22 protein-coding genes and 1 pseudogene are annotated in these 26,519 nt (G+C 73.5%); 9 read left to right on the top strand and 14 right to left on the bottom strand.

Annotation, left to right across the window (positions count from 1 at the left end):
* Nucleotides 1–23: 23 nt before the first annotated feature.
* A complete protein-coding gene (locus ACFC0G_RS10205; protein ID WP_376400139.1) occupies nt 24–854 on the bottom strand; it encodes a lysozyme in 831 nt (276 codons plus the stop codon).
* A gap of 259 nt (nt 855–1,113) precedes the next feature.
* Here ACFC0G_RS10205 and ACFC0G_RS10200 point away from each other — a divergent pair, with 259 nt between their 5' ends.
* Complete coding sequence (locus ACFC0G_RS10200) at nt 1,114–1,596, top strand: MarR family winged helix-turn-helix transcriptional regulator (RefSeq protein WP_376400136.1); 483 nt, start codon at nt 1,114–1,116, stop codon at nt 1,594–1,596.
* Nucleotides 1,597–1,671: 75 nt separating this feature from the next.
* On the opposite strand, the gene ACFC0G_RS10195 is transcribed toward ACFC0G_RS10200, so the two are convergent.
* Nucleotides 1,672–2,457: a hypothetical protein gene (locus ACFC0G_RS10195; RefSeq protein ID WP_376400133.1), complete on the bottom strand. Its 786-nt coding sequence runs from the start codon at nt 2,455–2,457 to the stop codon at nt 1,672–1,674.
* 359 nt (nt 2,458–2,816) lie between these two features.
* On the opposite strand from ACFC0G_RS10195, the gene ACFC0G_RS10190 reads away from it, so the two are divergent.
* The 6 genes from ACFC0G_RS10190 (at nt 2,817) to ACFC0G_RS10165 (ending at nt 9,414) form a co-directional block, all read left to right on the top strand.
* Nucleotides 2,817–5,933 carry a nitrate- and nitrite sensing domain-containing protein gene (locus ACFC0G_RS10190; protein WP_376400131.1) on the top strand — a complete coding sequence of 1,039 codons (3,117 nt, stop codon included), beginning with the start codon at nt 2,817–2,819 and terminating at the stop codon, nt 5,931–5,933.
* Nucleotides 5,930–6,421, top strand: a complete 492-nt coding sequence (locus ACFC0G_RS10185) for a roadblock/LC7 domain-containing protein (RefSeq protein WP_376400128.1) — start codon at nt 5,930–5,932, stop codon at nt 6,419–6,421. The genes ACFC0G_RS10190 and ACFC0G_RS10185 overlap by 4 nt, the downstream gene beginning before the upstream one ends.
* Before the next feature lie 13 nt (nt 6,422–6,434).
* Entirely contained in the window at nt 6,435–6,863 is a 429-nt protein-coding gene (locus ACFC0G_RS10180; protein ID WP_376400125.1) for a DUF742 domain-containing protein, read from the top strand.
* Nucleotides 6,844–7,527 (top strand): ATP/GTP-binding protein, encoded by a 684-nt coding sequence (locus ACFC0G_RS10175; protein ID WP_376400123.1) that lies wholly within the window; start codon nt 6,844–6,846, stop codon nt 7,525–7,527. Before ACFC0G_RS10180 ends, ACFC0G_RS10175 begins: the two co-directional genes overlap by 20 nt.
* 40 nt (nt 7,528–7,567) lie before the next feature.
* Entirely contained in the window at nt 7,568–8,803 is a 1,236-nt protein-coding gene (locus tag ACFC0G_RS10170) for a styrene monooxygenase/indole monooxygenase family protein (RefSeq protein WP_376400120.1), read from the top strand.
* 86 nt (nt 8,804–8,889) lie between these two features.
* Complete coding sequence (locus ACFC0G_RS10165; RefSeq protein WP_376400117.1) at nt 8,890–9,414, top strand: DUF6584 family protein; 525 nt, start codon at nt 8,890–8,892, stop codon at nt 9,412–9,414.
* 8 nt (nt 9,415–9,422) lie between these two features.
* Here ACFC0G_RS10165 and ACFC0G_RS10160 read toward each other — a convergent pair.
* The 5 genes and pseudogenes from ACFC0G_RS10160 to ACFC0G_RS10140 form a co-directional block, all read right to left on the bottom strand.
* Nucleotides 9,423–10,613: pseudogene (locus ACFC0G_RS10160) on the bottom strand (MFS transporter); the annotation flags it as partial.
* A gap of 95 nt (nt 10,614–10,708) precedes the next feature.
* The gene (locus tag ACFC0G_RS10155) at nt 10,709–12,163 is read right to left on the bottom strand and encodes an NlpC/P60 family protein (protein WP_376400114.1); all 1,455 of its coding nucleotides are present in this window, start codon (nt 12,161–12,163) and stop codon (nt 10,709–10,711) included.
* A 74-nt stretch (nt 12,164–12,237) separates the two neighbouring features.
* Nucleotides 12,238–12,564, bottom strand: coding sequence for a hypothetical protein (locus ACFC0G_RS10150; protein WP_376400112.1), 327 nt, complete (start codon nt 12,562–12,564; stop codon nt 12,238–12,240).
* Nucleotides 12,565–12,606: 42 nt separating this feature from the next.
* On the bottom strand, nt 12,607–13,329 hold the full coding sequence (locus ACFC0G_RS10145; RefSeq protein WP_376400109.1) for a TetR/AcrR family transcriptional regulator: 723 nt from the start codon (nt 13,327–13,329) through the stop codon (nt 12,607–12,609).
* A gap of 145 nt (nt 13,330–13,474) precedes the next feature.
* On the bottom strand, nt 13,475–14,410 hold the full coding sequence (locus tag ACFC0G_RS10140; RefSeq protein ID WP_376400106.1) for a diiron oxygenase: 936 nt from the start codon (nt 14,408–14,410) through the stop codon (nt 13,475–13,477).
* 190 nt (nt 14,411–14,600) lie between these two features.
* Here ACFC0G_RS10140 and ACFC0G_RS10135 point away from each other — a divergent pair, with 190 nt between their 5' ends.
* Nucleotides 14,601–15,710, top strand: coding sequence for a ferritin-like domain-containing protein (locus ACFC0G_RS10135; RefSeq protein ID WP_376400103.1), 1,110 nt, complete (start codon nt 14,601–14,603; stop codon nt 15,708–15,710).
* 139 nt (nt 15,711–15,849) lie between these two features.
* On the opposite strand, the gene ACFC0G_RS10130 is transcribed toward ACFC0G_RS10135, so the two are convergent.
* From ACFC0G_RS10130 to ACFC0G_RS10115, 4 genes are all read right to left on the bottom strand, one after another.
* A complete protein-coding gene (locus ACFC0G_RS10130; RefSeq protein WP_376400100.1) occupies nt 15,850–17,325 on the bottom strand; it encodes a penicillin-binding transpeptidase domain-containing protein in 1,476 nt (491 codons plus the stop codon).
* Complete coding sequence (locus ACFC0G_RS10125; protein ID WP_376400098.1) at nt 17,322–18,701, bottom strand: FtsW/RodA/SpoVE family cell cycle protein; 1,380 nt, start codon at nt 18,699–18,701, stop codon at nt 17,322–17,324. Before ACFC0G_RS10125 ends, ACFC0G_RS10130 begins: the two co-directional genes overlap by 4 nt.
* A 67-nt stretch (nt 18,702–18,768) precedes the next feature.
* The gene (locus tag ACFC0G_RS10120) at nt 18,769–20,112 is read right to left on the bottom strand and encodes an ATP-binding protein (protein ID WP_376400095.1); all 1,344 of its coding nucleotides are present in this window, start codon (nt 20,110–20,112) and stop codon (nt 18,769–18,771) included.
* A complete protein-coding gene (locus tag ACFC0G_RS10115) occupies nt 20,109–20,900 on the bottom strand; it encodes a hypothetical protein (RefSeq protein WP_376400092.1) in 792 nt (263 codons plus the stop codon). The genes ACFC0G_RS10120 and ACFC0G_RS10115 overlap by 4 nt, the downstream gene beginning before the upstream one ends.
* A 286-nt stretch (nt 20,901–21,186) precedes the next feature.
* On the opposite strand from ACFC0G_RS10115, the gene ACFC0G_RS10110 reads away from it, so the two are divergent.
* A complete protein-coding gene (locus ACFC0G_RS10110; RefSeq protein WP_376400090.1) occupies nt 21,187–22,032 on the top strand; it encodes a CPBP family intramembrane glutamic endopeptidase in 846 nt (281 codons plus the stop codon).
* 158 nt (nt 22,033–22,190) lie between these two features.
* Here the strand turns inward: ACFC0G_RS10110 and ACFC0G_RS10105 are convergent, their stop codons facing one another.
* From ACFC0G_RS10105 to ligD, 3 genes are all read right to left on the bottom strand, one after another.
* Nucleotides 22,191–24,332 (bottom strand): PBS lyase, encoded by a 2,142-nt coding sequence (locus ACFC0G_RS10105; protein ID WP_376400087.1) that lies wholly within the window; start codon nt 24,330–24,332, stop codon nt 22,191–22,193.
* Nucleotides 24,333–24,653: 321 nt separating this feature from the next.
* A complete protein-coding gene (locus ACFC0G_RS10100) occupies nt 24,654–25,565 on the bottom strand; it encodes a DNA ligase (protein ID WP_376400084.1) in 912 nt (303 codons plus the stop codon).
* Nucleotides 25,562–26,458, bottom strand: coding sequence for a non-homologous end-joining DNA ligase (gene ligD, locus ACFC0G_RS10095; protein WP_376400081.1), 897 nt, complete (start codon nt 26,456–26,458; stop codon nt 25,562–25,564). Before ligD ends, ACFC0G_RS10100 begins: the two co-directional genes overlap by 4 nt.
* Between the last annotated feature and the right edge of the window lie 61 nt (nt 26,459–26,519).

Raw genomic sequence — 26,519 nt, 5'->3', positions numbered from 1 at the left:
CGCGAGGGATCGGCCGTGAGGGGTCAGCCGTTGGCGAGCGCCTGCACGCGCGAGTAGTCCCCGTTGAAGTGGTTGTGGTCGCCCACCGTGGGGCCGGAGGACGTGTACTGCCACATCGTGTAGTAGAGCCAGCCGGCCGGGAGTTCGCCGACCTCGGCGGCGTACCGCGCGATCCACAGCGGGTTGGTGGAGGCGAAGCCCCCGTAGTTGCCGGTGCACTGCTTCCACCAGCTCGTCGCCGTGTAGATGACGGCGTCCCGGCCGGTCCGGTACTTGTACCGGTTCACGAAGTCCTGGATCCAGGCGACCATCCCGGACGCGGTCTTGCCGTAGCAGGTCGCGCCGTACGGGTTCCACTCGATGTCGAGGACGCCCGGCAGGGTCCTGCCGTCCTTCGACCAGCCGCCGCCGTTGTTGACGAAGTAGTCGGCCTGGGCGGCGCCGGTCGTCGTGTCCGGGGTGGCGAAGTGGTACGTGCCCCGGATCATGCCGATGTTGTACGAGCCGTTGTACTGCTGCGCGAAGTACGTGTTCTTGTAGTACGTGCCTTCCGTGGCCTTGACGTAGGCCCACTTGACGCCGCTGTTCCACAGCGTGGACCAGGCGACGTTCCCCTGGTGCCCGGAGACGTCCACGCCTTCGGTCTGGACGGCCAGGGTCGAGCCGCCGCCGGGCGCGGCGCCGCGCCCGTCGTGCGCGAGGACGCCCATGCCCATGGAGGCGGAACCACGGGCGGGCACCTGCCGGGCACCCGGATCCTGGGCGGCGCCGGCGGGCCCGGCGAGGGGGAGGAGGAGGGCCAGGGCCGCGAGGGCGGCACCGGCGAGGGTCGTTCCGGATCTGTGCACACGCATGCGTGCCTCCGAAAGGCGGTGGGGGACCGATGTCGACACGTCCTGGTGTGGACATGTCATTGAGTCGGGAGAGACGCTACGCACGTAGACCCGCCCGGCGGAAGGGGGCCCGGATACCGCCGTTGGTCTACTCCTGCGAAATACTGAAGGAGCTGCGGCGATCGCCGTGACGGGAAGAAACTTTCAGCGGCCGGAAAACCATCGGGAAGCCGCAGAGGGCCGCCGGGAAGCCGCCGGAGAACGCGTGGGAGGTGCTGACGTGCACGGAAGCGGTACGGGAAGTGAAGGCCGGGCCGTCCCGCCCGCCGGGGTCGACCCGGAATTCCTCGCCCTCGAACGGGAACTGGCGGTCTTCCTGCGCCGCGCCCGCGCCCAGTCCGGCGAGATGGCCCGCGAGGTCCACCCCGAACTGGAGCCCGCCGCCTACGGACTCTTCGTACGGCTCGACGACGCCGGCCCCCAGCGGGCCACCGAACTCGCCGGGTACTTCGGGGTCGGCAAGGCGACCATGAGCCGCCAGCTGCGCGCGCTCGAAATGCTCGGGCTCGTCGTCCGCGACCCCGACCCCGCCGACGGGCGCGCCTCGCTGGTCCGCCTCACCGAGGAGGGCCGGGACCGCTTCCGGCACGTGCGGGACGCCCGGCGCGAGCGGTACGTCCGCAAGCTCGTCGACTGGGACCGCACCGAGGTCGCCGAACTGGCACGACTCCTCCACCACTTCAACGTCCGGTCCGAGGGCTGAGCCGAGGGGCTCGCTCGCCGGAGGGCCGGAGGGCCGGAGGGCCGGAGGGCCGGGGGCCGGATGGCCGGAGCGGCCTCAGGTCAGCTCCGCGTACACGGCCGTCGCGTCGTCGTGCGTCTTCCAGCGGCGCGCCCCGCCCGCCTCCGCGTCCGCCGTCTCCAGCGCCCGCACCCGCCGCAGCAGACCCGACGGGCCCTCCTCGCGCAGGACGCCGAAGCACTCCGCCCAGTCGCCCGCGCCGAACAGCTCCACCCAGCGGCTCGCCCCGTCGGTGAGCGCCGCCAGGGCCCGTACCTCCGCGCGCGGCGTCGTCCCCGTCACCGCCCGCTCCGCGACCGCCGGGTCGGCCGCCGCCGTGAAGAAGCCGCCCTCCCGGTTCCGCAGCCGGTCCGTCGCCTCCAGGGAGCGCAGGATCTCGTCCGGGACCCGGTCGAGCCGGTCGTCGAGCACCGCCCGGACCGATCCGTCCGGCGCCTCCAGGAGGAGAGCGGAGTCGGAGAGGACGAGATGTTCGACCGAGGACTCGTCCCAGCGGGCCAGCACCACGGTCGCCTGCGGCGTACGCACGTGAGAAAGGTCACAGGTGTCCCGGTGAGCGTCCGCGGTGCGCCGGATTGCCCGGGACAGGATCTCGGGCAAGGGCATGTCCGGGCGGGAAGCGGACAGTTCGGTCAAAGCCCCGCCAAGGCGAGCGGTGAACCACGGCACCGTGTGCACACAACCGTCATGACCGGCGGGTGGTGTGACGCCGTCGAGGACGACGACCGTCCCCCCGCCGCCCGAGGCGGGCAGAGCTGCGGCTGCCCAGTCCTCGTTGGGGCGTTCGGGGCTGCCGGGGAGGGTGGCGACGTCGCTGCGCATGATGTCCAGTGTGCCCGCCCCGCCACACTCCTTCACGGCACCTCCCAACGGCCGGAAAAGGCCTGTACCAAGCCGCCGGTGGCGCCGCGCGAGGCGGAACCGGGACCTCCGCGGAGCTGCGGGCGGGCATCCTGCCAAAGCCCGCGCGGAAGATCCAACCGGGGGCCCGTGGAGGCCCGTGGGACCCGCCCCGGGGAGTTGTTCGCCAACTCATGAGTGTTGTTCACTCGTTCGGGTGGCGGAGCGGCCGATGCGCGCCCCCTTCCCAGAAGCGCTGGAATGGTCGGAAGCCGTACCAGGGGTGGGGGCGCTCCACGTGACCGGTCGTCACCTCTGCTTTGTGGGCGGACGAGTCAAGAATGCGAGCACCGGTGGAGAAGAAGCGGCCTCGGAGCAAGAACGGCGCGCGGAGCCAGACCCCCGGTGTACCGCCGACCCCGGTCGGCACCGCCGCGGCGCCCGCCGGCGGCCACCCTTCGGAGCCCGCCGCGACGCTCCCCGCGCAGAAGCAGAAGCAGACGCCGACGCAGAAGCAGTCGCAGACGCAGCCCCCGGCCGGCCGCGCCAAGCGCGTCCGCAACCGCCTGGTCGCCGGTGTCGCCCTCGTGGGCGTGACCGTCCTCGCCGCCGGCGCCCCCGCGGTCCTCGCGGCCTCCGCCGACCTCAGCGACTCCCAGCGCCTGGTCACCCTCGCCGAGCTCGACCGGCAGGCCGTCACCCTCGCGCACTCCCTCGCCGACGAGCGCGACGAGGTCGTCGCCTACATCGCCGCGGGCCGCGACGCGCAGACCGGCGCCGCCAAGGACAAGCGCCAGGTCACCGACGTCCGGTCCGCCCGCGTCGACCGCCAGATCGACGAGATCAGGCCCGCGGCCGCCACCGAGCTCCGCCGCGACCTCGCCGGCGTCCCCTCCATCCGCCGCACCGCCCTCACCGGCAAGGGCACGGCCCTGGAGGCCCACAAGGCGTACTCGGACGTCATCACCAAACTCCAGGCCCTCTCCGACGAACTCGCCGAGAGGACCCCGCCCCGCGCCGCCGACACCGCGCTCACCGAGGCCACCCGCGCCCCCGCAGCCCTCGGCCGCGCCGTCGAACAGGCCTCCGCCGCCCGCGGCCTGCTCCTCGCCGCGCTCGCCGTGCCGCAGCCCGAGCCCACCGGGGACGTCCACTACGACGCCGAGACCGGCACCTACGTCCCCGACGTGCCCGAGGGCGCCGACGAGGCCGAGCGCGCCCGCGACGCCCTCACCGCCGCCGCCCAGCAGGCCCGCGTCCGGGAACTCGCCGCCCTCGGCGACTTCGACCAGGCCGCCGGCGCCACCGCCCGCGACGCGATCGCCGCGACCGTCGCCGGACCCGACGTCAAGAGCGCCGAACGCTCGCTCGCCACCCTCACCGACCAGCCCCGGCTGACCGAGTCCGAGCGCGAGACCGACCCGGCCGGCCTGGAGGCCGCGCTGTCCGCCCGTATCGAGCAGATGCGCGGCGTCGAGTCCCGTCTCGCCGCCGAGCGGGTCGAGTACCTCGCCGCGCTCCGGGACGACGACGTCACCGCCCTCGAACTGCGCATCGCCTTCCTCGGCGGCTGCCTCCTCGTCGCGATCGGCATTTCCACCTACGTCGCCCGCACCCTCACCCGGCCGCTCGCCGTGCTCCGCATCGGCGCCGCCCGGCTCGCCGGGGCTCCCGAGCCGCACGCGGAGGAGCCGGTCCGCTTCACCGGCCGCAACGACGAGTTCGCCCAGGTCGTCCGCTCCCTCAACACCCTGCACGGCAAGCTCTCCGGCCTCGCGGCCCACAGCGAGCGGCTCACCGGCGAGCACGCCGAACTCGCCGCCGCGAAGGAGACGCTCGGCGCGGAGATCGCCGCCCAGCGCGCCGACCTCCAGGGCCGGGTCGCCCTCCTCACCGCCGACCTGGAACGCCTCAAGGGCACCATCCACCACACCTTCGTCAACCTCTCGCTGCGCAGCCTCGGGCTCGTCGAGCGGCAGCTCGGCGTCATCGAGAAGCTGGAGGAGCGCGAGCAGGACCCGGACCGCCTCGCGACGCTCTTCAAGCTCGACCACCTGGCGACCGTCATGCGCCGCCACAGCGAGAACCTCCTCGTCCTCGCCGGCCACGAGCACGTCCACGGCCACGCCGGGCCCGTCCCGCTCGTCGACGTCCTGCGCGCCGCCGTCAGCGAGATCGAGCGGTACGAGCGGGTCACCATCCAGTCCCTGCCGCCGCACGCCCAGATCGCCGGCTTCGCCGCGGACGACCTGAGCCACCTGATCGCCGAGCTCCTGGAGAACGCCACGTCGTTCTCGCCGCCCGACGCCGAGGTCCAGCTCTCCGGCTGGCTCCTGGAGAGCGGCGAGGTCATGCTCTCCGTCCAGGACGCGGGCATCGGCATGACCGACTCCCGGCTCACCGAGCTCAACGCGCGCCTCGCCGAGGCCGACCCGGACCGCTTCGAGGGCGAGGGGCTCGGCATGCGGGTGACCGCCCTGCTCGCCGCCCGCCACGGCGTCCGCGTCCAGTTGCGCGAGCAGAAGCCCGGCGGCATCGCGGCCGTCGTGGTCCTGCCGCTGCCCCTGCTGCCCGCGGCCCTTCCCGCGGCCGTGTCGGAGCCGCCGGTACGGGTGGCGGGCGCGGCGCCCACGCTCCACCTGCCCGGCTCGGCGGCGGAGGCCAACTCCAACACCCTGCCGTCCCGGACCCGCGACCCGCTGGTGGAGGCCGCGGAGCGCGCGTTCCTGGCGGCGGAGGCGGCGGGCACGACCGAGCCCCGGACGCCGGACGGGGGCCAGGCGCCGGAACACGCGCAGGCCCAGGCCTCCGAGCCCCAGCAGCAGTACGCGCCCGAGCCGGAGCCGACGCAGGCGTACGAGCCCGCGCAGGCGTACGAGCCCGGGCCCGAGCAGGCATACGAGCCCGAGCAGGCTTACGAGCCCGCACCCGAGCCCGCCGGATACGTGGAGTCCGTCTCCGAGACCACGCTCCAGGTCCGGCTGCCCGACCCGCAGCCCGAGCCGGACGCCCACGAGCGCGCCGCCGACGGGGACGCCCCCGCCGCCGCCCGCGTCGAGCCCCCGGTCGCCCCGGTCGCCCCGGCCCCGCCTGTCACGGCCGCACCGACCGCCCCCTCGGCCCCCACCGCCCCGTCGGCCGCCCCGGCCCCCGAACCGGCCTCCGACCAGCCGATTCCGGGCCCCCGCGTCGCCCAGTGGGAGCGGGTCACCGACAAGGGCCTTCCCAAGCGCACCCCGCAGGTGGTCCGCAAGGCCGAAGCCCCCACCACCCCCCGTCAGGGAGGTGTGGACGCCGAGGCCCTGCGCCGCCGGCTCGGCGGCTTCCACCAGGGCGCCAACGCCGGACGCCGGGACGTCGAGGCGGAGATGGAGAGTGGCTCGGCGCGGATAGACGCCGCAAGGCCTGCACGTACAGAGGAGATGACGGGGGACACAGTCGAGGAGGCACGCAGTTGACTGCGACGGGAACGTTCGGACTGAGCACGGAGGCCCGCAACCTGCAATGGCTGCTGGGCAATCTCGTGGAGGAGGTACCGGGAGTCCGCTCGGTCACCGTCGTCTCCTCCGACGGGCTGATGCTGCTCTCGTCCGACCCGGCCACCCAGCAGGCCGCGACGGCCGCCGCCGAAGCCGGCCGTCCCGACGGGCCGCGCGGCTCCAGCGCCGACCTGGCCACGATCGTCTCGGGCATCGGCAGCCTCACCATCGGCGCGGCACGGCTGATGGACGGCGGCGGGGTCAAGCAGACCATGGTGGCGATGGAGGAGGGCAGCGTCTTCGTGATGTCGATCAGCGACGGCTCGCTGCTCGGCGTGCACGCCACCCCCGACTGCGACATGAGCGTCGTGGCGTACCACATGGCGCTCTTCGTGGGCCGCGCCGGACACGTACTCACCCCCGAAGTCCGCAGTGAGCTGCGCAAATCGATGGAGAGCACCCAGTGATGGAGAGCACCCAGTGACGTCTGCGTCCGCGTCCGCCGCCTTTCACGCCCACAAACTGCCGGTACGGGGAGACGGGCGGCGCCCCTCGCGCGTCCGCCCGTACTCGCTGACCGGCGGCCGGACCCGCTTCGGCCACGTCCTGCTCGTCGAGACCTTCGTGGCGGCGCTCGAAGCGGCCCCCGCGCGCAAGGTCCTGACGGACGGCGGGCCCGGCGCCCGCGGTCTGATGCCGGAGATGCGGGCCATCGTCGAGATCTGCCGTCGGATGCGTACGGTCGCGGAGATCTCGGCACTGCTGAAGATGCCGTTGGGGGTCGTCCGGGTGCTGCTCAGTGACCTGGCCGACCAGGGAAAGATCCGTGTGTACGGGACCGGTCACGGCACCGGCCAGCCCGACCGCGCGCTCCTCGAAAGGGTGCTGAGTGGACTCCGTCGTCTCTGACGCCACCGCCGTCTCCGAACCGCCGGCCGTCGCCGGCATCCCCGTCCAGCCGCGGGCCGGGGATCCCCTGCTCGATACCGAGGACGGCGCCCAGGACTGGCAGCTCGACCACACCAGGGCCCCGATCGCGACGAAGATCGTGGTCGCGGGCGGCTTCGGCGTGGGCAAGACCACTTTCGTCCGCGCGGTCTCGGAGATCACCCCGCTCCAGACCGAGGCGCTGATGACCCGGGCGAGCGAGGACACCGACGACCTCACGTCCACGCCGGACAAGCTCACCACCACGGTGGCGATGGACTTCGGCCGGATCACCCTCGACAACGACCTCGTGCTGTACGTCTTCGGTACGCCGGGACAGCAGCGCTTCTGGTTCATGTGGGACGACCTGGTGCGCGGGGCGATCGGGGCGATCGTGCTCGCCGACACGCGCCGGCTGACCGACTGCTTCCCGGCCCTGGACTACTTCGAGAGCTGCGGCCTCCCGTACATCGTGGCCGTCAACCACTTCGAGGGCACCGAGCGCTTCGAGCCGGAGGACGTCCGGGAGGCCCTGACGGTCTCCGCGGACGTGCCGGTGGTGATCATGGATGCGCGCAAGCGCTACAGCGTCGTCGAGACCCTGCTCTCCATGGTCGCGCACGCGCTCGAAGCCACCCCCGAATAGTTCTCACGAGCAGTTCTCACAGTCGCCAGGAGCACCACCCATGCGGAAGATACTCATAGTCGGCGCCGGCCAGTCCGGTCTGCAGCTCGCCCTCGGACTTCAGACGCAGGGGTACGAGGTCACCCTCATGTCGAACCGGACGGCGGACGAGATCCGCGCCGGGCGCGTCATGTCCACGCAGTGCATGTTCGACACGGCCCTCCAGCACGAGCGGGACCTCGGCCTCAACTTCTGGGAGTCGCAGGCCCCCAGGACCGAGGGCCTCGGCGTCTCCGTCGCCGCCCCCGACTCGGGCCGCGCGATCGACTGGGTCGGCAAGCTCGACGGTTACGCGCAATCCGTCGACCAGCGCGTGAAGATGGCCGGCTGGATGGAGACCTTCGCCCAGCGCGGCGGCCAGCTCGTCATACACGGCGCGGCCGTGAGCGACCTGGACTACTTCTCCCGCACCTACGACCTGGTGCTCGTCGCGGCGGGCAAGGGCGAGCTGGTCTCCATGTTCGGCCGGGACGAGTCCCGTTCCCCGTACGCGGAGCCGCAGCGGGCGCTGGCCGTGGCGTACGTCCACGGCCTCGGCCCGCGCCCCGAGCACCCGGACTTCGACGCGGTCCGCTGCAACCTGGTCCCGGGCGTCGGCGAGCTCTTCGTCATGCCGACCCTGACGACCGGCGGCCGCGCCGACATCCTCTTCTGGGAGGGCGTTCCCGGCGGCCCGATCGACGTCTTCCAGGGCGTCAAGGACCCCTCCGAGCACCTGGCGCTGACGCTGGAGCTGATGGAGAAGTTCACGCCCTGGGAGTACGCGCGGGCCACCAGGGTCGAGCTGACCGACGCGGGCGGCACCCTCGCCGGCCGGTACGCGCCGACCGTCCGGAACCCGATCGGCCGGCTGCCCGGCGGCGGCCTCGTCCTCGGTGTCGCCGACGTCGTCGTCGCCAACGACCCGATCACGGGCCAGGGCTCCAACTCGGCGTCCAAGTGCGCCGCCACGTACCTCGACGCGATCGTCGCGCACGGCGACAAGCCCTTCGACGAGACCTGGATGCAGGCCACGTTCGACCGCTACTGGGACACCGCGCGGCACGTCACCAAGTGGACGAACGCGATGCTGGGCGTCCCGCCGGAGCACGTCCTCAACCTGATCGGCGCGGCGGGCCGGCTCCAGCCGGTCGCCGACCGCTTCGCGAACGGCTTCAACGACCCGTCCGACTTCGAGAACTTCTTCTTCGACCCCGAGAAGACGAACGCGTACCTGGCCGAGGTCGCCGGCGCCTGACGGCGAGGGCCGGTCGGCGCTCCGGGCGGTGGTCCGGGCGGCGAAATCCGGTCGAGACGCGGTACCAGGGTGTTCGACAATGAGGCATGTCCCTTTCGAACACCCTGGCCCGTGTGGACGCGGACCTGGCCGCCGGCCGTGTGCCGATGGCGCGTCAGCGCCTGCGGGGCCTCGTCTCGTCCTTCCCGTACGACCTGACCCTCCGCCGGCGTCTGGCCGAGGTGTACCGGCTGTACGGCGACGCCGCGGAGGCGGGGCGCTGGATGTACCTCGAAGTGGACCGGGACGCGGACGAGACCGCCGCCTTCGAGGAGCGGTACGGGTCTCCCGGGTGGCGCATGAAGGCCCTCGCGTGGCGCGGCCCCGAAGCGCTGGCCGGTACCGCCTTCGCCGAGGAGCGGCTGGTGGCGGTGAGGACGGCCTGCGCCGAGGAGTTGGGGCACCCGGTCGACTGGGACGACCCCGACTCCTACGCGGAGCCCGACGAGGCGTACGAGGCCCCCGACGCGCCCTGGTCGGTCGGCGGGGTGCTCGCGGGCGCCGGGTGCGTCGTGGGGGCCGTCGCCTTCGCGACGGTCTGGGTGCTCGGCGTCATGTCCCTCTTCGACTGAGCCCCGGCACCGGCACGTGCGGCCTCCGCCCGGCGGACCGCGAGCGGGGTCAGGAGCCCGGCGACGGCGAAGAGCGCGCCGACGACGAACCAGCCGGGGCGCCCCCAGGTGATGCAGAGGGCGATCAGGAGCCCGGGGCCGAGAGCCTCGGAGAGGCCCGCGCCCAGCCCGAAGACGCCCAGGTACTGGCCGGTGGCGTGAGGCGGGGCGAGGGCGAAGGACACCTCGAAGCCGCCCGCCGCGTGCCAGAGTTCGCCGACCGTGTGGACGACCACGCCCGTCAGGAGCAGGGCGACGGCCGCCCACGCCGGGACGCCCGCGGAGAGCGAGACCAGGCCGCAGGAGGCGAGGAAGGCCGCTCCGGCGCGACGGTAGGCGCGGCCGCCGGCCCGGGGCGAGTCGATGCCGCGGCTCGCCCGGACCTGGAGTCCGACGACGAGGACGGTGTTGGCGAGCATCGCGCCCGACACCAGCCAGTGCGGGGCGGTCGTGGCCCCGACCAACCAGAGCGGGACGGCGACCGTGAGCACCTTGAACTGGATGGCCATGACGCCGTCGAGCGCGGTGAGCACGAGGTACGGCCGGTCCCGCAGGGCGATCCAGCGGGGCCCTTCGGCGGCGGGCGCGGGCGCGACGGGCGGCAGGAAGACGAGGACGGCCGCCGCCGCGGCGAACGCGAGGGCGTTGCCGGCGACCAGGATCCGGTACGCGTCGAGGGTGCCGACCTGGACGGCCCAGCCCGCGAGCAGCGCCCCGAGGGAGATGCCGACGTTGGTGACGGCCCGCAGATAGGAGCGGAACTCCTGGGGCCGGTCGCCGCCGTAGTGCCGGATCAGCGGCGCGCGGGCGGCGAGTCCGGCCGCCTTCGCCCCGGTGGCCGTCGAGACGGCGAGCACGAACGGCCAGAAGCCGTCCGCGAGGACGAAGCCCGCCGTGGCCACCGCCTGGACCAGCAGCGTCGCCGCGTAGACCGCGCGGGCGCCGTGCCGATCCGCGAGGTGGCCGACGGCGATGCCCACGGCCAGCGAGAGGAGCCCGGCGATGCCGAGCCCGAGTCCCACGGTGGCGGCGGGGAGGTGCACGGCCTGGGTGAAGTACAGGACCCCGGCGGTGAGGAAGAGGCCGCTGCCGACGGTGTAGACGAAGTTCGACGCGGCGAGGGTGCGTTGCGGTCCGGTGTCCGGCAGCAGCTTGGGCATGACGGGGCTCCCAGTCCGGGGCGGGCAACTGTAAGGACCCAGCAAGCTTGGCGCTTATTACCTGTGAGGGCAAGAGGCTTACGGCGAAGGGCAGTTCACGAGCGGTCGTACCCCTCGTCCCCGCCCTCCTCGGCCCCCGCCGGAAGCGTCGGCGGCGCATACGCCTCCAGGGCCTCCCCGCCCGGATCGGGGCGGACCGCGCCGAGCAGCGGGTTCGCCGCGACGGGGGAGACCTTCACCTTCCCGCCGGGCCGCGGCGCCTGCACCACCAGGCCCTCGCCCAGATAGAGCGCCACATGGGTGGCGCCCGGGAAGTAGACCACCAGGTCCCCCGGGCGGAGCTCGGACAGCGACACCCGGGGCAGCGTCGCCCACTGCTCCTGGCTCGTCCGCGGAATCTCCCGCCCCGCCGCCGCCCACGCCTGCTGCGTCAGCCCCGAGCAGTCGTACGACTCCGGGCCCTCGGCCCCCCACACGTACGGCTTGCCGATCTGGCCCACCGCGAAGCTCAGGGCCGCCGCGCCCGCCCGGGACGGGGTGCGGAGGCCGTCCAGGGCGCCTGAGTCGAGGAGTTCGCGCTGCGCGCCCGCGGTCTGGACGCGCTCCAGCTCGGTGAGCCGGGCGAGCTGCTCGGGTGAGAGGGAGGCGAGCAGCTTCTCGACCTCGCGCAGCTTCTTCGTCACCTCGTCGCGCCGGGTGCGCTGCGCGGCGGCGAGGGTCTGCTGCCGGTCGAGGGCCTTGCGGGAGGCGCTCGCGAGTGCGCCGGCCCGCCGCTCGGCCCCTTCGAGCCGCGAGACGGTGCCGGCCCGGTCGCGGGCCACGCGGGCCAGCAGGCGTCCCTGGTCCAGGGCGGACTGGGGGTCCCGCGCGAAGAGCGCCTGGAGGTACGAGGGGAACGCGTCGAACACGGCCCTGCCCTGGTACTGCTCCCTGGCGAGCCGTCCGGCCGCGGCCCGGCCCCGGGCGAGCTCGGTCCGGGCGGCGGTGAGCCGGGCCGTGACCTTCTTCGTGTCGGCGGCCTGGAGCTTGAGCGACTCCTCGGCGGCGTTGAACCGCTCGGTGGCCTCCTCGGCCTGCTGGTAGAGCGCCCGCAGACGGGTCAGGAGCCCGGTGGCGGAGTCCCCGCCGGGCGGCGGCAGCGCGGATGCGTCGTCGACGGGGGCGGGCGCGGGCGTGGGTGTGGGGGTGGGGGTGGCGGTGAGGTCGACGGGATCGGCGAGGGGGTCGACGGGATCGGCCTGCGCGGCCGAGTCGTCCGGCGCGTCCGGGGACACCGGAGGTACTTCCGCGGCAGGGTCCGCCGGGTCCACCCCGGGAGTCGGGCCCGCAGGGTCCACCCCGGTCGCGGGGTCCGCCGGGTGCACCCCGGCCGCCGGGTCCACCGGGTAGACCGGTTCCGCCGCCGGGTCCGCCCAGGCGATCGGGGCCTGCGCCGCCGGGTCCACGGGCGGGTCCGTCGGCCCCGCGCCCGCCGCCGGGACCACCCCAGTGAGGGCCGTCGCCGCGGCCAGCGCCCCCGTGCAGACCGTACGCAGCAGCCTTCGCGACACGTCACCACCTCCAGGGGGATGATGACGCGTCACTTCATCCGATTACCGTATGAATCGGGGCACGCTCGGCGTGCTCACCCGTTCGGCTCAGCATCCGTCGGCCGCGCGCCACCGCTCGCCCCGCCGCTCGCGCCGTCGCCCGGCTTGGACCACGGCCACTTCAGCTCGCGCCGCTCGCGGCCCTCGGGGGCGTACTCGTAGACCCAGCCGCGCTGGATCCCGAGCCGTTTGGTGTGCCCCGCGGGCTCGCGCCGGTACGCGTGCAGCATCGGCGGGCGTCCGTCATGGGCCGGGACCGGCACCTCGTACCACTTCGGCGGGTGGCCGGTCGGACCGACCAGGATCGGCAGGACCGTGCCGTCGAGGGGGCCGCCGCGGAAGGGCGTGTTCTCGCTTCTCACCCCTCCAGTCTCACCCCTCCGGGTCCTCCCGCCCCCACCGGCTCACAGCAGGTGGGCCGCCTCGCCCACCACCGGGATCACTTTGCGGGCGAGCGTCGCCACCGGCCCCTCGGGCGTCTCCTGCGCGAGGAGCCGCCCGACGACCGCCGCCGTCTCCTCGTCGCTCGCCGTGGTCGCCGCGAGGAGGGCGACGAGATGGTCGACCAGCCACTCCCGCAGCTCGCGCGCCGGGGGCTGCTTCTCCTCGTCGAGCCAGATGAGCGAGGCGGCCTCCACGGCCGCGATCCACGTCCGTACCAGCATGGAGAGCCGGGGGCCCGGCCGCTCCGCCCCGAGGTGGACGAGGATCTGCTCGGCGGCGGCCCGCCGCACCTCGTCCACGATCGCGGTGGTCCGGGAGGTCTCGGCGACGCTGCCGCCCCGCAGCAGGGCGCTGAACCCGGCGTCGTGCTCGTCGACGAAGGCCAGGTACCGGTCGAGCACCCGGCCGAGGCGCTCCGTCGGCGCCCCGACCGGCGGCTCGGTGAAGCAGCGGTTCAGGGCGTCGGCGGAGGAGCGCAGGGCGGCCTCGTACAGCTGCTGCTTGCCGCCGGGGAAGTAGCGGTAGACGAGGGGCCGCGAGACGCCGGCCGCCTCGGCGACGTCGTCGAGCGAGACGTCCTCGGGCGTCCGGTGGGCGAAGAGCCCCAGGGCGGCGTCGAGGAGCTGCCCGCGCCGCTCCTCGACAGTGAGCCTGCGGTACGCGGGTGTGGCGGCGCTCGTCATGCTCCGCAGCGTATCCGCGGAACGCCCCGCCCAGGCGTACGGTCCCGAACCGGCCCTGAACCGGACCCGAACCGCCCCGAAGCGCGCTCGTGCCGGGCGTACGGTTCCGGACCGGCCCCGGACCGGCCCCGGACCCGCTCTCCCGTCAGGCCAGCAGCCCCGAGGAGCGCCAGAGCCGGCGTCCCGCCCCGCGCAGCACGCCGATGTCGTCGAGGAAGTCCGTCAGCCGCTTGGCCCCGGACTGCATCACCTCGCGCCGGTGCCCGCTCGCCTTCACCTGGGCGACGGCCTCGCGCCGGTCCAGGCCGACGGCCTTGTACACCTGCGGGTTGACGAAGCAGGTGGAGAAGACGCGGGCCGCCTCGCCGCAGCTCAGCCGGGTGAACTCCTGCTCCCAGCGCGGGGCGGTCACCATCTGGCGGCGCAGTTCCTCGCGGGCGTACCGGACGTGACGGGCCTCCTCGACCACATGGATCCGGGTCACCCCGCGGACGAGGGTCTGCACCCGCTCGTCCGGGAAGGTCAGTCGCTGCATCCAGTCGAGGATCTCCTCCCCGAGCAGGGTGGAGGCGAAGGAGCCGGGGGTGGTGGAGACGGTCTTCAGGAGGCGCGCGAGGTTGTGGTAGAGCCGGGGGACCGGGTACGCGGGGGTGCCGCCCCGCTGGATGAGCCGGGCGAACATCATCGAGTGCCGGCACTCGTCGGCGATCTCGGTGAGGGCGTACCGGACGTGATGGCTGGTCAGGGACTTGTCGTAGATGTGCCGGACGAGCAGCTGCATCAGGATGATCTCGAACCAGATGCCGAGCGAGGCGAGCGAGGCCGCCTCGTGGCGCGAGAGCGCGATCCGCTGCTCCTCGGACATCCGGCGCCACAGCGGGGTGTCGTAGAGGGAGAGCAGCTCGGGCGGCCAGAACCACTTGCCGTCCTCGAAGGGGGCGTCCCAGTCGAGCTCGGTGTCCGGATCGTAGGAGTGCTTGCGGGAGGACTCCAGGAGCCGCTCGGCGACCTGCTCACGGTCGCGCAGCGGCCCCAGGGCGTCCCGGAGGAGACCGAAGTCGGGCTCGGTGAAGGGGGTCATGGGGGAGGCACCTCACTGCGCTCGCCGTCGCGTTGCCGGGGGCGTCACCGGAATCGTCGCCGGGGACGTTACCGGGGGTCACCTTTATGAGACTGCCCGTCAGTAACCCCGTCAATCCCTTGTGCGCGACTTGTTGACCATCCGTCTACCAACGTGTGAGCCTGCTGGAAACGGACGGAAGGAGTCGTCAGTGTCGACGCACGACCTTTACGTGAACACCCCCGCCGGACCCGTCTGGCAGGTACCGGCCGGTGGTGCGGCCCGCTTCTCGTGGGAGTACGAGGACGGCCGTGAGCGCCTCCTCGCCCTCTACCAGAAGGGCAAGGACAAGCAGTGGGACGGCGCCACCCGGATCGACTGGGACCTCGACGTCGACCCGTACGACCCGCTCGGCACCCCCGACGAGGTCCTCAACCTCTACGGCACCCGCCACTGGGCGAAGATGACCGAGAAGGACAAGGGCGACCTGCGCCGGCACTACTCCTCCTGGCAGTTCAGCCAGTTCCTCCACGGCGAGCAGGGCGCCATGATCTGCGCCGCCCGGATCGTCGAGTCCGTCCCCGACCTGGACGCCAAGTTCTACTCGGCCACCCAGACCATGGACGAGGCCCGGCACGCCGAGATCTACGCCCGCTTCCTCCACGACAAGATCGGCATGCTCTACCCGATCAACGACAATCTCCAGAGCCTGCTCGACGACACCCTGCGCGACTCCCGCTGGGACATGCCCTACCTCGGCATGCAGGTCCTCATCGAGGGGCTCGCCCTCGCCGCCTTCGGCATGATCCGCGACACCACCGACAAGCCGCTGCCCAAGCAGATCCTGGCGTACGTGATGCAGGACGAGGCCCGGCACGTGGCCTTCGGCCGGATGGCCCTGCGCGACTACTACCGGCAGCTGTCGGACGCGGAGCTCCGCGAGCGCGAGGAGTTCGTCATCGAGGGCTGCTACCTGATGCGCGACCGGCTGCGCGGCGTCGAGGTCCTGGAGAACTTCGGCATCCCGAAGGCGGAGGCCGAGGAGCTGAGCGAGCGCAGCGAGTTCCTCCAGCTCTTCCGGAAGCTCCTCTTCAGCCGGATCGTCCCCTGCGTGAAGGACATCGGCCTCTGGGGCGAGCGTCTCCAGAAGGCCTATCTGGACATGGGCGTCTTCGACCTAGGCGACTCCAACCTCGACCTGCTCATGACCCAGGACGAGGAGATCGCGGAGCGGCTCGACGCGGAGCGCTTCGCGGCGGAGGAGCGGGCACGGGTGGCGGAGGTGAAGGAGGCCATCGAGGAGGGGGCGGCCACGGAGTAGGGCCTGCCGCGGTTGGGCCTACCCTGCCGGTCCCGCGGCTCCCGCGGGTCTCACAGCTCCTGCCGGTTCCCGCTGGTCCTGCCGGTCCCGCAGCTCCCACCGGTCCCGCAGCCCCTGCCGGTCCCGCAGCCCGCGGGTCCTAGTCCCGGGCCTCCGCCTCCAGGCGCAGCGCCTCCTGCATCACGGCCCGGGCGATCGGGGCCGCGCTGCCGCCCCCGCTGATGTCGGTGCGGGCCGCCTCGGCGTCCTCGACGACGACCGCCACCGCGACGGCCGGCTGGGCCGTGCCCTCCGCCTGCGCCCAGGCGATGAACCAGGCGTACGGGGTGCCGGTGTTGCCGAGGCCGTGCTGCGCGGTGCCGGTCTTCCCGCCGACCCGGGCCCCCGGGATCGCCGCGTTCGTGCCCGTGCCCTCCTCGACCGCCCGCACCATCAGCCGCTGGAGCTGGATCGCCGTCGAGGGGTTCATGGCCTGCCGGTAGCTGCGGCGGCCCGTACGGTCCACCGTCGACCCTCCGGAGGTCGTGGTGCGGTCGACGAGGTACGGCTGGGCGATCTCCCCGTTGTTGGCCACGGCCGCCGCGACCATCGCCATCTGGAGCGGGGTCGCCGTCGTGTCGAACTGCCCGATCGAGGAGAGCGCCAGCTGGTCCGGGCTCATCGCCCGGTCGAAGTTGGACTTCGCGACCCAGGACGGCACCCGGAGGCCGGTGTCGTTGAAGCCGAAGCGTTCCACCGCGTCGACCATCCCGCCGAGCCCGACCTCCACCCCGATCCCGGCCATCACGGTGTTGCACGACCACTGGATCGCGTACGCGAGGGACGCGTCCCCGCATCCCCGCGCCTCGTTCGGCAGCACCTGCCGGGTGCCCGGCAGGACGAACGGGTCCGGGGTGTCGGTCGGCGCGTCCACGTCCCGCACCACCCCCGCGTCCAGGGCCGCCGCGGCCGTCACGATCTTGAAGGTGGAGCCGGGCGGGTACGTCTGGCGCAGCGCGCGGTTCAGCATCGGCTGGTTGGGCGAGGTGTTGAGCCGCTTCCACGCCGTCGCGACCTTCGCGCCCGTCCCCGAGAGGACCCCGGGGTCGTACGAGGGCGAGCTGACGAGCGCCAGGATCCGGCCGCTGGACGGCTCGACCGCGACGACCGCGCCCCGCTTCCCGTCGAGCCCCCGGTAGGCCGCCTCCTGCATCGGGGCGCGGATCGTCGTCACCACGTCGCCGCCCGGCTGCCGGCCCCGGGTGAGGTCGTTCCAGAGGGGCAGCGGCGCGAGCATCGGGTCCGTTCCGCCGAGGAGCGCGTCCTCGGCGTGCTCGACGAGCGTGGTGCCGTACGTCTGGGAGGCGTAGCCGGTGACCGGCGCGTACAACGGCCCCTGCCGGTAGGTCCGTTCCCAGCGGAGCTGCTGTCCACTGTCCCGGGAGCCGGTCACCGGCTTCCCGTCGACGACGATCTCGCCGCGCGGCTCCGCGTACCGGTCGATGGCGATCCGCCGGTTGGCCGGGTTGTCGTCGAGCTCCTCGGCCTCGAAGACCATCACGCGGGCCGCGTTGACGAGCAGCGCGACGAGGAGGACGAGGCAGAGGGCGGCGGCCCGCCGGATGTAACGGATCACGGGGCGTCCTCCCTGACCGGGGCGAGCGTCCCGGTGTCGGCGGAGTCCGGCTGGGGTGCGCGGGCCGAGTCGCTGACCCGGATGAGGAGCGCCACGATCACCCAGTTGGTGACCACCGACGAGCCTCCCTGGGCGAGGAAGGGCATCGCCATGCCGGTGAGCGGGATCAGCCCCATCACCCCGCCCGCGATGACGAAGACCTGGAGCGCCACGATCGACGCGAGCCCGATCGCGAGCAGCCGCCCGAAGGGGTCGCGCAGCGCGAGGCCGGCGCGGTAGCCGCGGGCGACGAGGAGCGCGTACAGGAGGAAGAGCGCGGTGAGGCCGACGAGTCCGAGCTCCTCGCCGGCCGTCGCCAGGATGAAGTCCGACTTCACGGCGAAGCCGATGAGGACCGAGTGTCCGAGCCCGAGTCCGGTCCCGAGCATGCCCCCGGCGGCGAACGCGAACAGCGACTGGGCCAGCTGCCCCGGCCCGTCGCCCGCCCGGATCGAGGCGAAGGGGTCGAGCCAGTCCGCCACCCTGCTGTGCACGTGCGGTTCGAGCGAGCCGACGAGGAAGGCCCCGGCGGAGGCCAGGACGAGTCCGACCGCGATCCAGCCGGTCCGGCCGGTCGCCACGTACAGCATGATCACGAAGAGGCCGAAGAAGAGCAGCGAGGTGCCGAGGTCCCGCTCCAGGACGAGGACGCCGACGCTCAGCAGCCAGATCGCCACGATGGGCCCGAGCACCCGGCCCGTGGGGAACTGGAACTTCCAGATCCGGCGGCCGGTGTACGCGAGGGCGTTGCGGTTCGCGGAGAGGTACGCGGCGAAGAAGACGGCGAGCAGGATCTTCGCGAACTCGCCGGGCTGGAAGGAGAGCCCGCCGATCCGGATCCAGATCTTGGCGCCGTTCACGGCGGGGAAGAAGATCGGCAGGATCATCAGGGCGAGCGCGGCGGCCACGGAGACGTACGCGTACCCCTGGAGCGTGCGGTGGTCGCGCAGCAGCAGGACGACCACGATGAAGAGCGCGACCCCGAGCGTCGACCAGACCAGCTGGGTCGCCGCCGCCTGGTCGTTCGGCGTCTCCAGGTCGAGGCGGTAGATCAGCACCAGGCCGAGGCCGTTGAGCAGCACCGCGATCGGCAGCAGCAGCGGATCGGCGTACGGGGCGCGGAAGCGGACCGCGAGATGGGCGACGAGCGCGAGCAGCCCGAGCCCGGCGCCGTAGCGGGCGGCGTCCGGCGGCACGGCGCCGCTGCGGGCGAGGCCGACGGCGGCGTAGCCGGAGACGGAGATGAAGACGGCGCAGACGAGGAGGGAGAGTTCCACGCCGCGGCGCTTCGGGATGCGGACCCCGGGAGGGGGAGCGTCCGTGCGCGGTGTGGTCATGGTCCGCAACGTAGCAAGCGGTATGCCCTATGTCCCTTTTGTGTGACGGTGTGCCGTGTGGTGCTGTTCAGTCCTCCGGTACGGGGCCGGGCTCGGGGTCCGGCTTGGGTCCGGGTCCGGGGTCCGGCTTGGGCTCGGGTGCCGGCTCGGGTTCGGGTTCGGCGAGGTGCACGTACTCGGGAAGGCGCAGTCGGGCGACGGCGCCGCGGCCCTCGGCGTTCGCGAACACGAGCTCGGCGCCGATCACCTCCGCCTGCCCCACGGCGATCGTCAGCCCGAGACCGTGCCCCTTGCCCCCGCTCTCGGTGCGGAACCGCTGCGGCCCCGACTCCAGCAGGTACCCGGGATAGCCGGGCCCGTGGTCCCGCACGGTCACCGCCGGGCCGTCCACCGTCAGCACCACCGGAGGGGCCCCGTGCTTGTGCGCGTTGGCGATCAGATTGCCCAGGACCCGCTCCAGACGCCGCCGGTCCGTCTCCACCGTGGCGTCCCGGACGATCCGCACCTCCGTCGGCGTGCCCGAGGCGCGGACCACCCGCGCGGCCAGCGGGCCGAGCTCGTGCACCGCCAGGTCCACGGTCTCGTTGCGGGCGTCGAGCCGCGAGATCTCCAGGAGGTCCTCGGTGAGGTCGCGCATCGCCCGCACCCGGTCCTGGACCAGCTCCGACGGCCGCCCTTCCGGCAGCAGCTCGGCGGCGGCCGACAGCCCGGTGAGCGGGGTCCGCAGCTCGTGCGCCACGTCGGCGGTGAACCGCTGCTCGCTCTGCAGCTTGCGCTGGAGCGAGGAGGCCATCGTGTCGAGCGCCCCGGAGACCGTCGCCACCTCGTCCTGGGGGCGCGAAGGGTCCGCGGTGCGGGGGTCGTTGACGCGCGCGTCCAGGTCACCGGCGCTGATCCGCCGGGCCACCTGGGCCGTGAGGTGCAGCCGGCGCGTGACCCGGGTGACGGCGAAGGCGCCGACGAGCAGCGTCGCCCCGATCGCGAGGACGGACGAGCCGACGATCGACCGGTCCAGCGCGTCGATCGTCTCGGCGCTCTGCGTGTAGTCGAAGCGGACGGCGAGCGCGCGGCCGTCCGCGGGGCCCGCCGCCCACATCGTCGGCCGGCCCTGGTGGTCCGCGACCATCGTGCCGTGCTCGCCCCGGGCCGCGAGCGCCCGCAGTGGGGCCGGGAGCCCCGGCGGGTCGATGCCGGAGAACCGGGGCAGCGGCTCGCCCGCCTCGTACAGGCGGCTGACCTCGGTGAGCCGCGTGAGCGCCTTCTCCCGGGCGTCGTGCGCGGTCTGGCCGGTCACCGAGACGTGGACGAGGATGCCGAGGAGCGCGGCGAGGGCGCAGCACATGACCGTGATGAAGACCGCGGCCTTCCAGGTGAGGGTCGCGGTCCAGCCGGGCAGCCGGGGCGCTCTCACGGGCCCGGCTCCACGGGCAGGGGGACGGGCACCGGGGTGGACGCGGGCGCCGGCAGCGCGGGGGTGGGCGTCGGGCTCACGAGCTGCGGCGCGGGCGGCACGGTCGACGCCCCGGCGCCCGGGGGCTTGACGCGGACGATCTCGTCCCGGGTGGGCAGCATGCTGCCCTGCTGCTCGTCCCAGGACCAGGCGGTGCGGTACTCGTACCCGGGGATGCCGGCCGAGCTCACCCGCATGATCAGGTCGCGGCCGGCCAGCTCCACGCTGATGACCTGGTCGACGGTGGACATGATCCGGGTGAGTCCGCCGTTCTCGGCGAGGTAGACCCGCACCCCGACCTGCTGGTCGGGCATCCGGATCCCGACGATCAGCTCGTCGCGGCCGTTGCCGGTGAGGTCGCGGTAGTACGGCCGCAGGACGGGGCACGCACCGGGCTTCGCGCCGCAGGCCTCGATGGCCCGGGCGGTCTCCTCGTACATGCCGTCCCCGCCGGAGTACGTGTCGGGGTGCGCGCGCACCTCGGCGAGGACGACCGCGACGGGAGCGACGTGGTGGACGTCGTTGTCCGGCACCTTCACGCCGGGGACGCGCTGGATGTCCGACTCGCCGTAGTCGATCGGGGGATCGGTGGCGGGCGGCAGATCGGGCCAGAGCCGTACGGGCCCGACGGCCGTCGGCGTGGGCCCGGCACTCCTCAGCCCGCCCTCCCCGCCGCCGCAGCCGGTCAGGGCGGCGAGGGCGCACAGGACCCCGGCGATGCCGAGGGCTGCTGTGCCGAGCGGTCTCATGCGTTCCTCTTCCTGGTTCTCCATTGCGGCGGCGGTCCGGTGTCCCGTCGACCTTCCGGTCGACCTTCCCGTCGACCTGCCTGTCGACCATCCAGTCGACCATATGCGGAGAGATATTCCTTTTGCTCCCCGATAGGGGAGTGCTGGCGTGATGTCCGTCCCGCGCCACGATTGGCCTATTGTGCGACTGGGCGGATTGACCGCCTTTGCTCGACAAACGACGGTCTTCCCGGTTCTGCGGGCAGGGACGGATGTACGGGCACGGATGGGCGGGGACCACATGAGCATGACGCAGCAGACCGGTGAGCGGCGGCCCGCATCCCGGGTGCGACGGTTCTTCGACCGGCCGACGACGGCGAAGGCGGTCCTGGTCGTCGCCGTCTACCTGGTCTTCTACCTGCTCGTCGGGCAGCTCGTCTCGGTGCTGTTCGGGGACGACATCGACACCGATGACGTGCTCGGGACGGGCGCGAGCATCTTCTTCGGGCTCGTCCTGCCGATCGCGATCGGCGCGGCGGCCCTGGTCGGCCTCACCGCCGCGGCTGGCTGGCTGCGGGACGTCTTCGGCCGTCAGCGCGTGCGCGGCCGGGGCTGGATGTGGATCGCGCCCGCACTCGTCCTCCTCGCCGTCGTCGGACACGTCGGCGCCACCGACTGGAGCACCTGGGACGCGGACCGGATCGCCCTGATCCTGCTGGTCGGCGTCTGCGTGGGCGTGGCGGAGGAGCTCGCGACGCGGGGCGTCGTGGTGCGGATGCTCCGGGGCGCGGGACACCCCGAGCGCTTCGTGATGGTGGTGTCGTCGGCGCTCTTCGCCCTGATGCACGTCGTCAACCTGCTGTCCGGCATGGCGGCGGCCACGGTACTGGCGACCGTCGTCTACACGTTCGCCTTCGGTACCTGCATGTACCTGTCGATGCGGGTGACCGGCACGATCTGGACCGCGATCGTGCTGCACGCGATCACCGACCCGACGACGTTCCTGGCGGCCGGCGGGGTCGGCGAGGGGGTCACGGGCGGGTCCGGCGGCTGGTCGCTCCTGACCGCGGCGGTCACCGTCCTCATGGTCGTCTTCGCGCTGGTCGCGGTCTTCCTGGTCCGCGACGACCGCCCGAAGGCACCCCGGGCCTGACGCCCGCCGAGCGGGCGCGGCAGGGTTCACGTGGCCGCTCGCTCCTCAGCGGGCTCGCCACTCCCCGCGCGGAACGCGCCCCGCCGGCTCCTCGTAACGCACCGCGCTCACTCCTCGTAACGCGCCCCGCGTGCCTCAGAACGCGCCGCGCTCGCTCCTCAGAACGCGCCCCGCTCCATCCGCGCCAGGGCCGCCCGGCACAAGGTCAGGAGCTTCTCGTCCTGGTGGATGTCGTGGCTGCCGGAGCCGCCCTCGCGGGCGTTGTGGCGACGTCTTCGGGTCAGCTCGGTGAGCATCGTGAGCTGGGCCTCCGACGCGGCCGGGCCCATCTCCGCCAGACACTCCGCGATGTCCACGCGCGCGTGCCGGTTCTCCTCCCAGGCCGCCAGCAGCACCGGAAGCGCCTCGTCGGCGCGCCCGGAGACCCGCCACAGGGCCGTCGCACTGCGTACCCGTACCCACAGGTCCCGCGAGGCGAGCCCGGGCCGGAGAGCGGCCGCCGAACCGGCCGCCGCCGGGCCGATCGCGGCCAGGGACAGGGCCGCGCAACACCAGTCGGGGGCCGAGGAACCGGGCCGCAGCCACCGCTCCAGGGTCGGCAGTACGTCCCCCCTGTCCCCCTCGGCGGCCCACAGGGCACGCGCGGCCATCGTGGAGACCGCGGCCGACTCCGCGGCCAGCAGGACGCGCAGCTCCGGTACGGCCTCCCGGGCCGCCGGGCCGAAGGCCGCCAGGGTCCGCAGGGCCGCCTCCCGCACCCAGTCGCGCCGGTGCTCCGGCGCACCGCGCAGCACCCGCAGCACCTCGGGGAGCGCCTGGCCGCCCCGTACGGCCGCCAGGGCGTACAGCAACGGCGCCGCCCGGTCGAACAGCCCCTCGTCGAGCTCGACCTCGGCGAGCCGGCGCCGCAGCAGCGGGGCGAGGCCCGCCGCGGCCGGCCCGAGACCGTCCATGGCGTACAGCAGCTCGCGCCGCACCTCGGGCTCCTCCAGGGCGCGCGCGAGCAGCGGGACCGCACGGGTGTCCCCGGCGCGGGCCAGCGCGAGGAGCGCCCCGTCCCGCCCGGACCGCCCGACGAGCCCGCCGGAGCCGTCCCGCAGGGCACCGGCCCCGCCCCGTCCGGCCGTCTCGGCCGTCAGCCGGATCACCAGCGCGTCCGCGGCGGGCCCGCCCAGCTCGAAGAGCCGTTCGAGGAACGAGGTGGCGGCCTCCCGGAGCCGCGGCTCCGGGTCGTGGAGCTGCGCGCCGACGAGCCGGACGATCTCCTCGTACCGCCCCCGCCACACCCGGATCAGCCCGCCGCACAGCCAGATCGCGTCCGACCGCTGCCACCGGTCGGGGCTGCGCAGCTGGGCGAGGATCAGCGCGATCCGGTCGTCGACGCGGTCGTCGAGCGCGGAGTGCAGGGTCCGGAGCAGCTCCTCTGTCCAGGGGGCGGGCCGTCCGGCCACCTGCTCCTCCAGGAGCTCCCGGACCTGTCCGATCAGCGTGGGCGTGGCGGGCCGCCCGCCGTCGGCCCCCGTACCGCCGCCACAGCCCTCGGCGCCCTGGGCGCCTTGGGCGACGGTCCTGATCTCCTCCAGGAGCTCCGTCACCCACCGCACGATGTCGTCCGGGATCTCGCTCGGCGCGCAGCGCGCGAGCTGGGCGAGGGCCGCGAGCCGGAGCCCGGGGTCCTGCGCGGCGCGCGCGAGCCAGTCGAGCCACTCGACGGTCTCGGCGCGCAGCGACGCGTGCCGCAGGGCGATCCGCCCGACCGCGGCCACCAGGGCGAGGCGCACCTCGGTGTCGCGCTCGACGGTGAGCCGCTCGCGCAGCAGGGTCAGGACGCGCGCGGGGTCGGGGTGCAGCGAGGCGAGCGCGCAGGGCGCGGCGAGCCGCACCTCGGGGTCGGGGTCCCCGACGAGCCCGAGGAACACGTCGGCCCCGGCGGCGATGGCGGCCGCGGCCATCGCGTAGTTGGCCGCCGGTATGAACTCCTCGTCTTCCGGGTCGAATTCGTCCAGTTCCTCGTCGTCGTCCAGCTCGATGCCGCCGATGCTGGTGAGCAACTCGACGATGCCGCCCCGGTCCTGGACGGCGGAGTCGGCGACGAGTTCGAGGAGGAAGGGGATGCAGGCGAGCGTCGAGTCGTAGACGTCGCCCTGGTGGTGCACCGCGCCGTACATGCCGTCGAGGGCGGTCTCCCGCTCGGCGGGATCGGCGGAGGCGAGTCCGCGGAGCAGTGCCGGCACGTCGTCCGCGGGGCCGTAGGCGTGCCCCAACGAGGCCCAGTCGACCTCCTCGATCCCCGTCAGCATTGCCAGGCCGCCTTCCCCGTGAGCGCTGTACCAGTGAGCAAGTGTGCACCACAGGAGGGGCAACAACGCCGTGCCGACGCCACCGGCCGCGCGCGGGAGCCCCGTTGCGCTCTGTTTGCGCCATGTACGGGGCGGAGCGGCCCGGTTGCTCTAGGTGTCCACACAGGCAGCTACGCCCACACGACACACGCCGCCCCCACCTCACCCCGCCACCGCACCCACCACCTCACCCCCTCACCTCACCCGCCCTTCACCTCGCCCACTCCCACCCCCACCCCACTCCCACTCCCTCACCCTCGTCCCCACCCGTCACCCCCCCGCTCATCCCTCGGACCGGACGCGGACGAACGCTGCGTTGTCGTGCCGCCCCGCGAGCCGGCGCAGCTCGACGGGAAGGGGTGGCTCCACCGACCGCACCGGCCCGTGCTCCGGGTCGGTGGCGAGGGCGCCGACGCGGTCGGCCACGAGGGCGCCGACCTGACGGGACTGCGCCGGGGTCAGCCGGGGCGAGGTCGTCACCGTACGGCCGTCGGGGAGCCGTACGAGCAGGTCCCGGGGCCGCTCGGGCGGGCCGATCACGCCGAGGAGGAGGCCGTCACTCGTATCGGCGTGCCGGATCTTGCGCCAGGCCCAGGTGCCGCCGGCCCGGTAGGCCGAGCTCAGGGACTTCGCGACGATGCCCTCGACGCCGGCGTCGCGCAGGTCGCGGAACCAGCCCCGGGCGGTCGCCTCGTCCTGGGTGGCGAGGACGCGCTGGAGGGGCGGTTCCGCCTCCCGCAGGGCCGCCCCGAGCAGCTCCCACCGGTCACGGAGGGGCAGCGCGCGCACGTCGCGCCCCGGTACGGCGAGCAGGTCGAAGGCGATGTACGAGACGGGGACCCCGGCCCGTACGCGGTCGCCGTGCGAGCGGAGCAGGTCGGTGAAGCTGAGCCGCCCGTCCCGGTAGGCGCACAGCTCGCCGTCGAGCACGATCCCGGGCGGCAGCTGCGCGCGCAGGTGGGCGGTGATCTCGGGGAACTCGGGCGCGAGGTCCCGGCCGGAGCGGGACTGGAGGACCACCTTCCGGTCGTCGAGGACGAAGGCGAGGGCGCGGAAGCCGTCCAGCTTGAGGGAGTACTGGAGCTCCCGCGGCGGCTCCGCCTGGGCGGGGATCTCGTCGGCGGACCGGGGCCGCATGACGTCGACGGGCGGCGGCAGCGCGACGGCCCCGGCCTCCCCGCGGTCCGCGTTCACGGCACGCTTCCGGCGCGCGCGGGCGCGAAAAGAGGCGCCAGGAGCTCTCCGTACCGCTCCAGACGTGGCGTGATGTCGTCCATCGACAGAACGAGCTCCTCCGGATCGGCGGCGGGCTCGGCACAGCCGGCGACCTCCTCCCAGGTGACGGGTGCCGAGACGGTGGGCCGGGCGCGGGCGCGCAGGGTGTAGGGGGTGGCGGTGGTCTTGGCGGCGGCGTTCTGGCTGTGGTCGACGAAGACCTTGCCGGGCCGCAGGGCGCGGGCCATCCGGTGCACGACGAGCCGGGGCAGCGCGGCCTCCGCCTCGACGGCGAGCTGCTTCGCGTACGCCGAGACCCGCTCGGAGGGCGTCGGTACGAGCGGGACCAGCAGGTGCAGCCCCTTGGCGCCGGAGGTCTTGGCGAAGGCCTCCAGGCCGTCCGCGGCGAGCCGCTCGCGCAGGTGGAGCGCGACCCGGCAGCAGTCGACGACGGTGGCGGGCGGCCCGGGGTCGAGGTCGAACACGAGCCGGTCGGCGACGGCGGGGGAGGAAGTCCGCCACTGGGGCGTGTGGAACTCGACGACGAGGTTCGCGGCCCACATCAGGGAGGCCAGGTCCTGGATCACGACCTGCCGGGCCCGGGGGTCCTCGGAGCGGGGGACGGGGGTGGTGTTCACCCAGGAGGGTGTGCCGGGCGGGGGGTTCTTGGTGAAGAAGAGCTGCCCGTCGGGACCGTCCGGATAGCGCAGGAAGGAGACGGGCCGATCGCGCAGATGCGGCAGGATCGCGGCCCCGACGGTGGCGTAGTAGTGCAGCACCTCGCCTTTCGTCGTGCCGGTGAGCGGGTGGAGCACCTTGTCCAGGTTGCTGAGCGCCAGGCGCCGCCCCTCCACCTCTGTGATGGGCGTCATACGATGAGAATCCCACGCGTACCGTACGTATCTGGCATTTCTGCGCGAAAGTGAATAGAAC

The sequence above is a fragment of the Streptomyces sp. NPDC056169 genome (assembly GCF_042268445.1).
In the GTDB taxonomy this organism is placed as follows: domain Bacteria; phylum Actinomycetota; class Actinomycetes; order Streptomycetales; family Streptomycetaceae; genus Streptomyces.
Note: the sequence above shows the minus strand (reverse complement) of the source record. Positions and strands in the feature narration are given on the sequence as shown.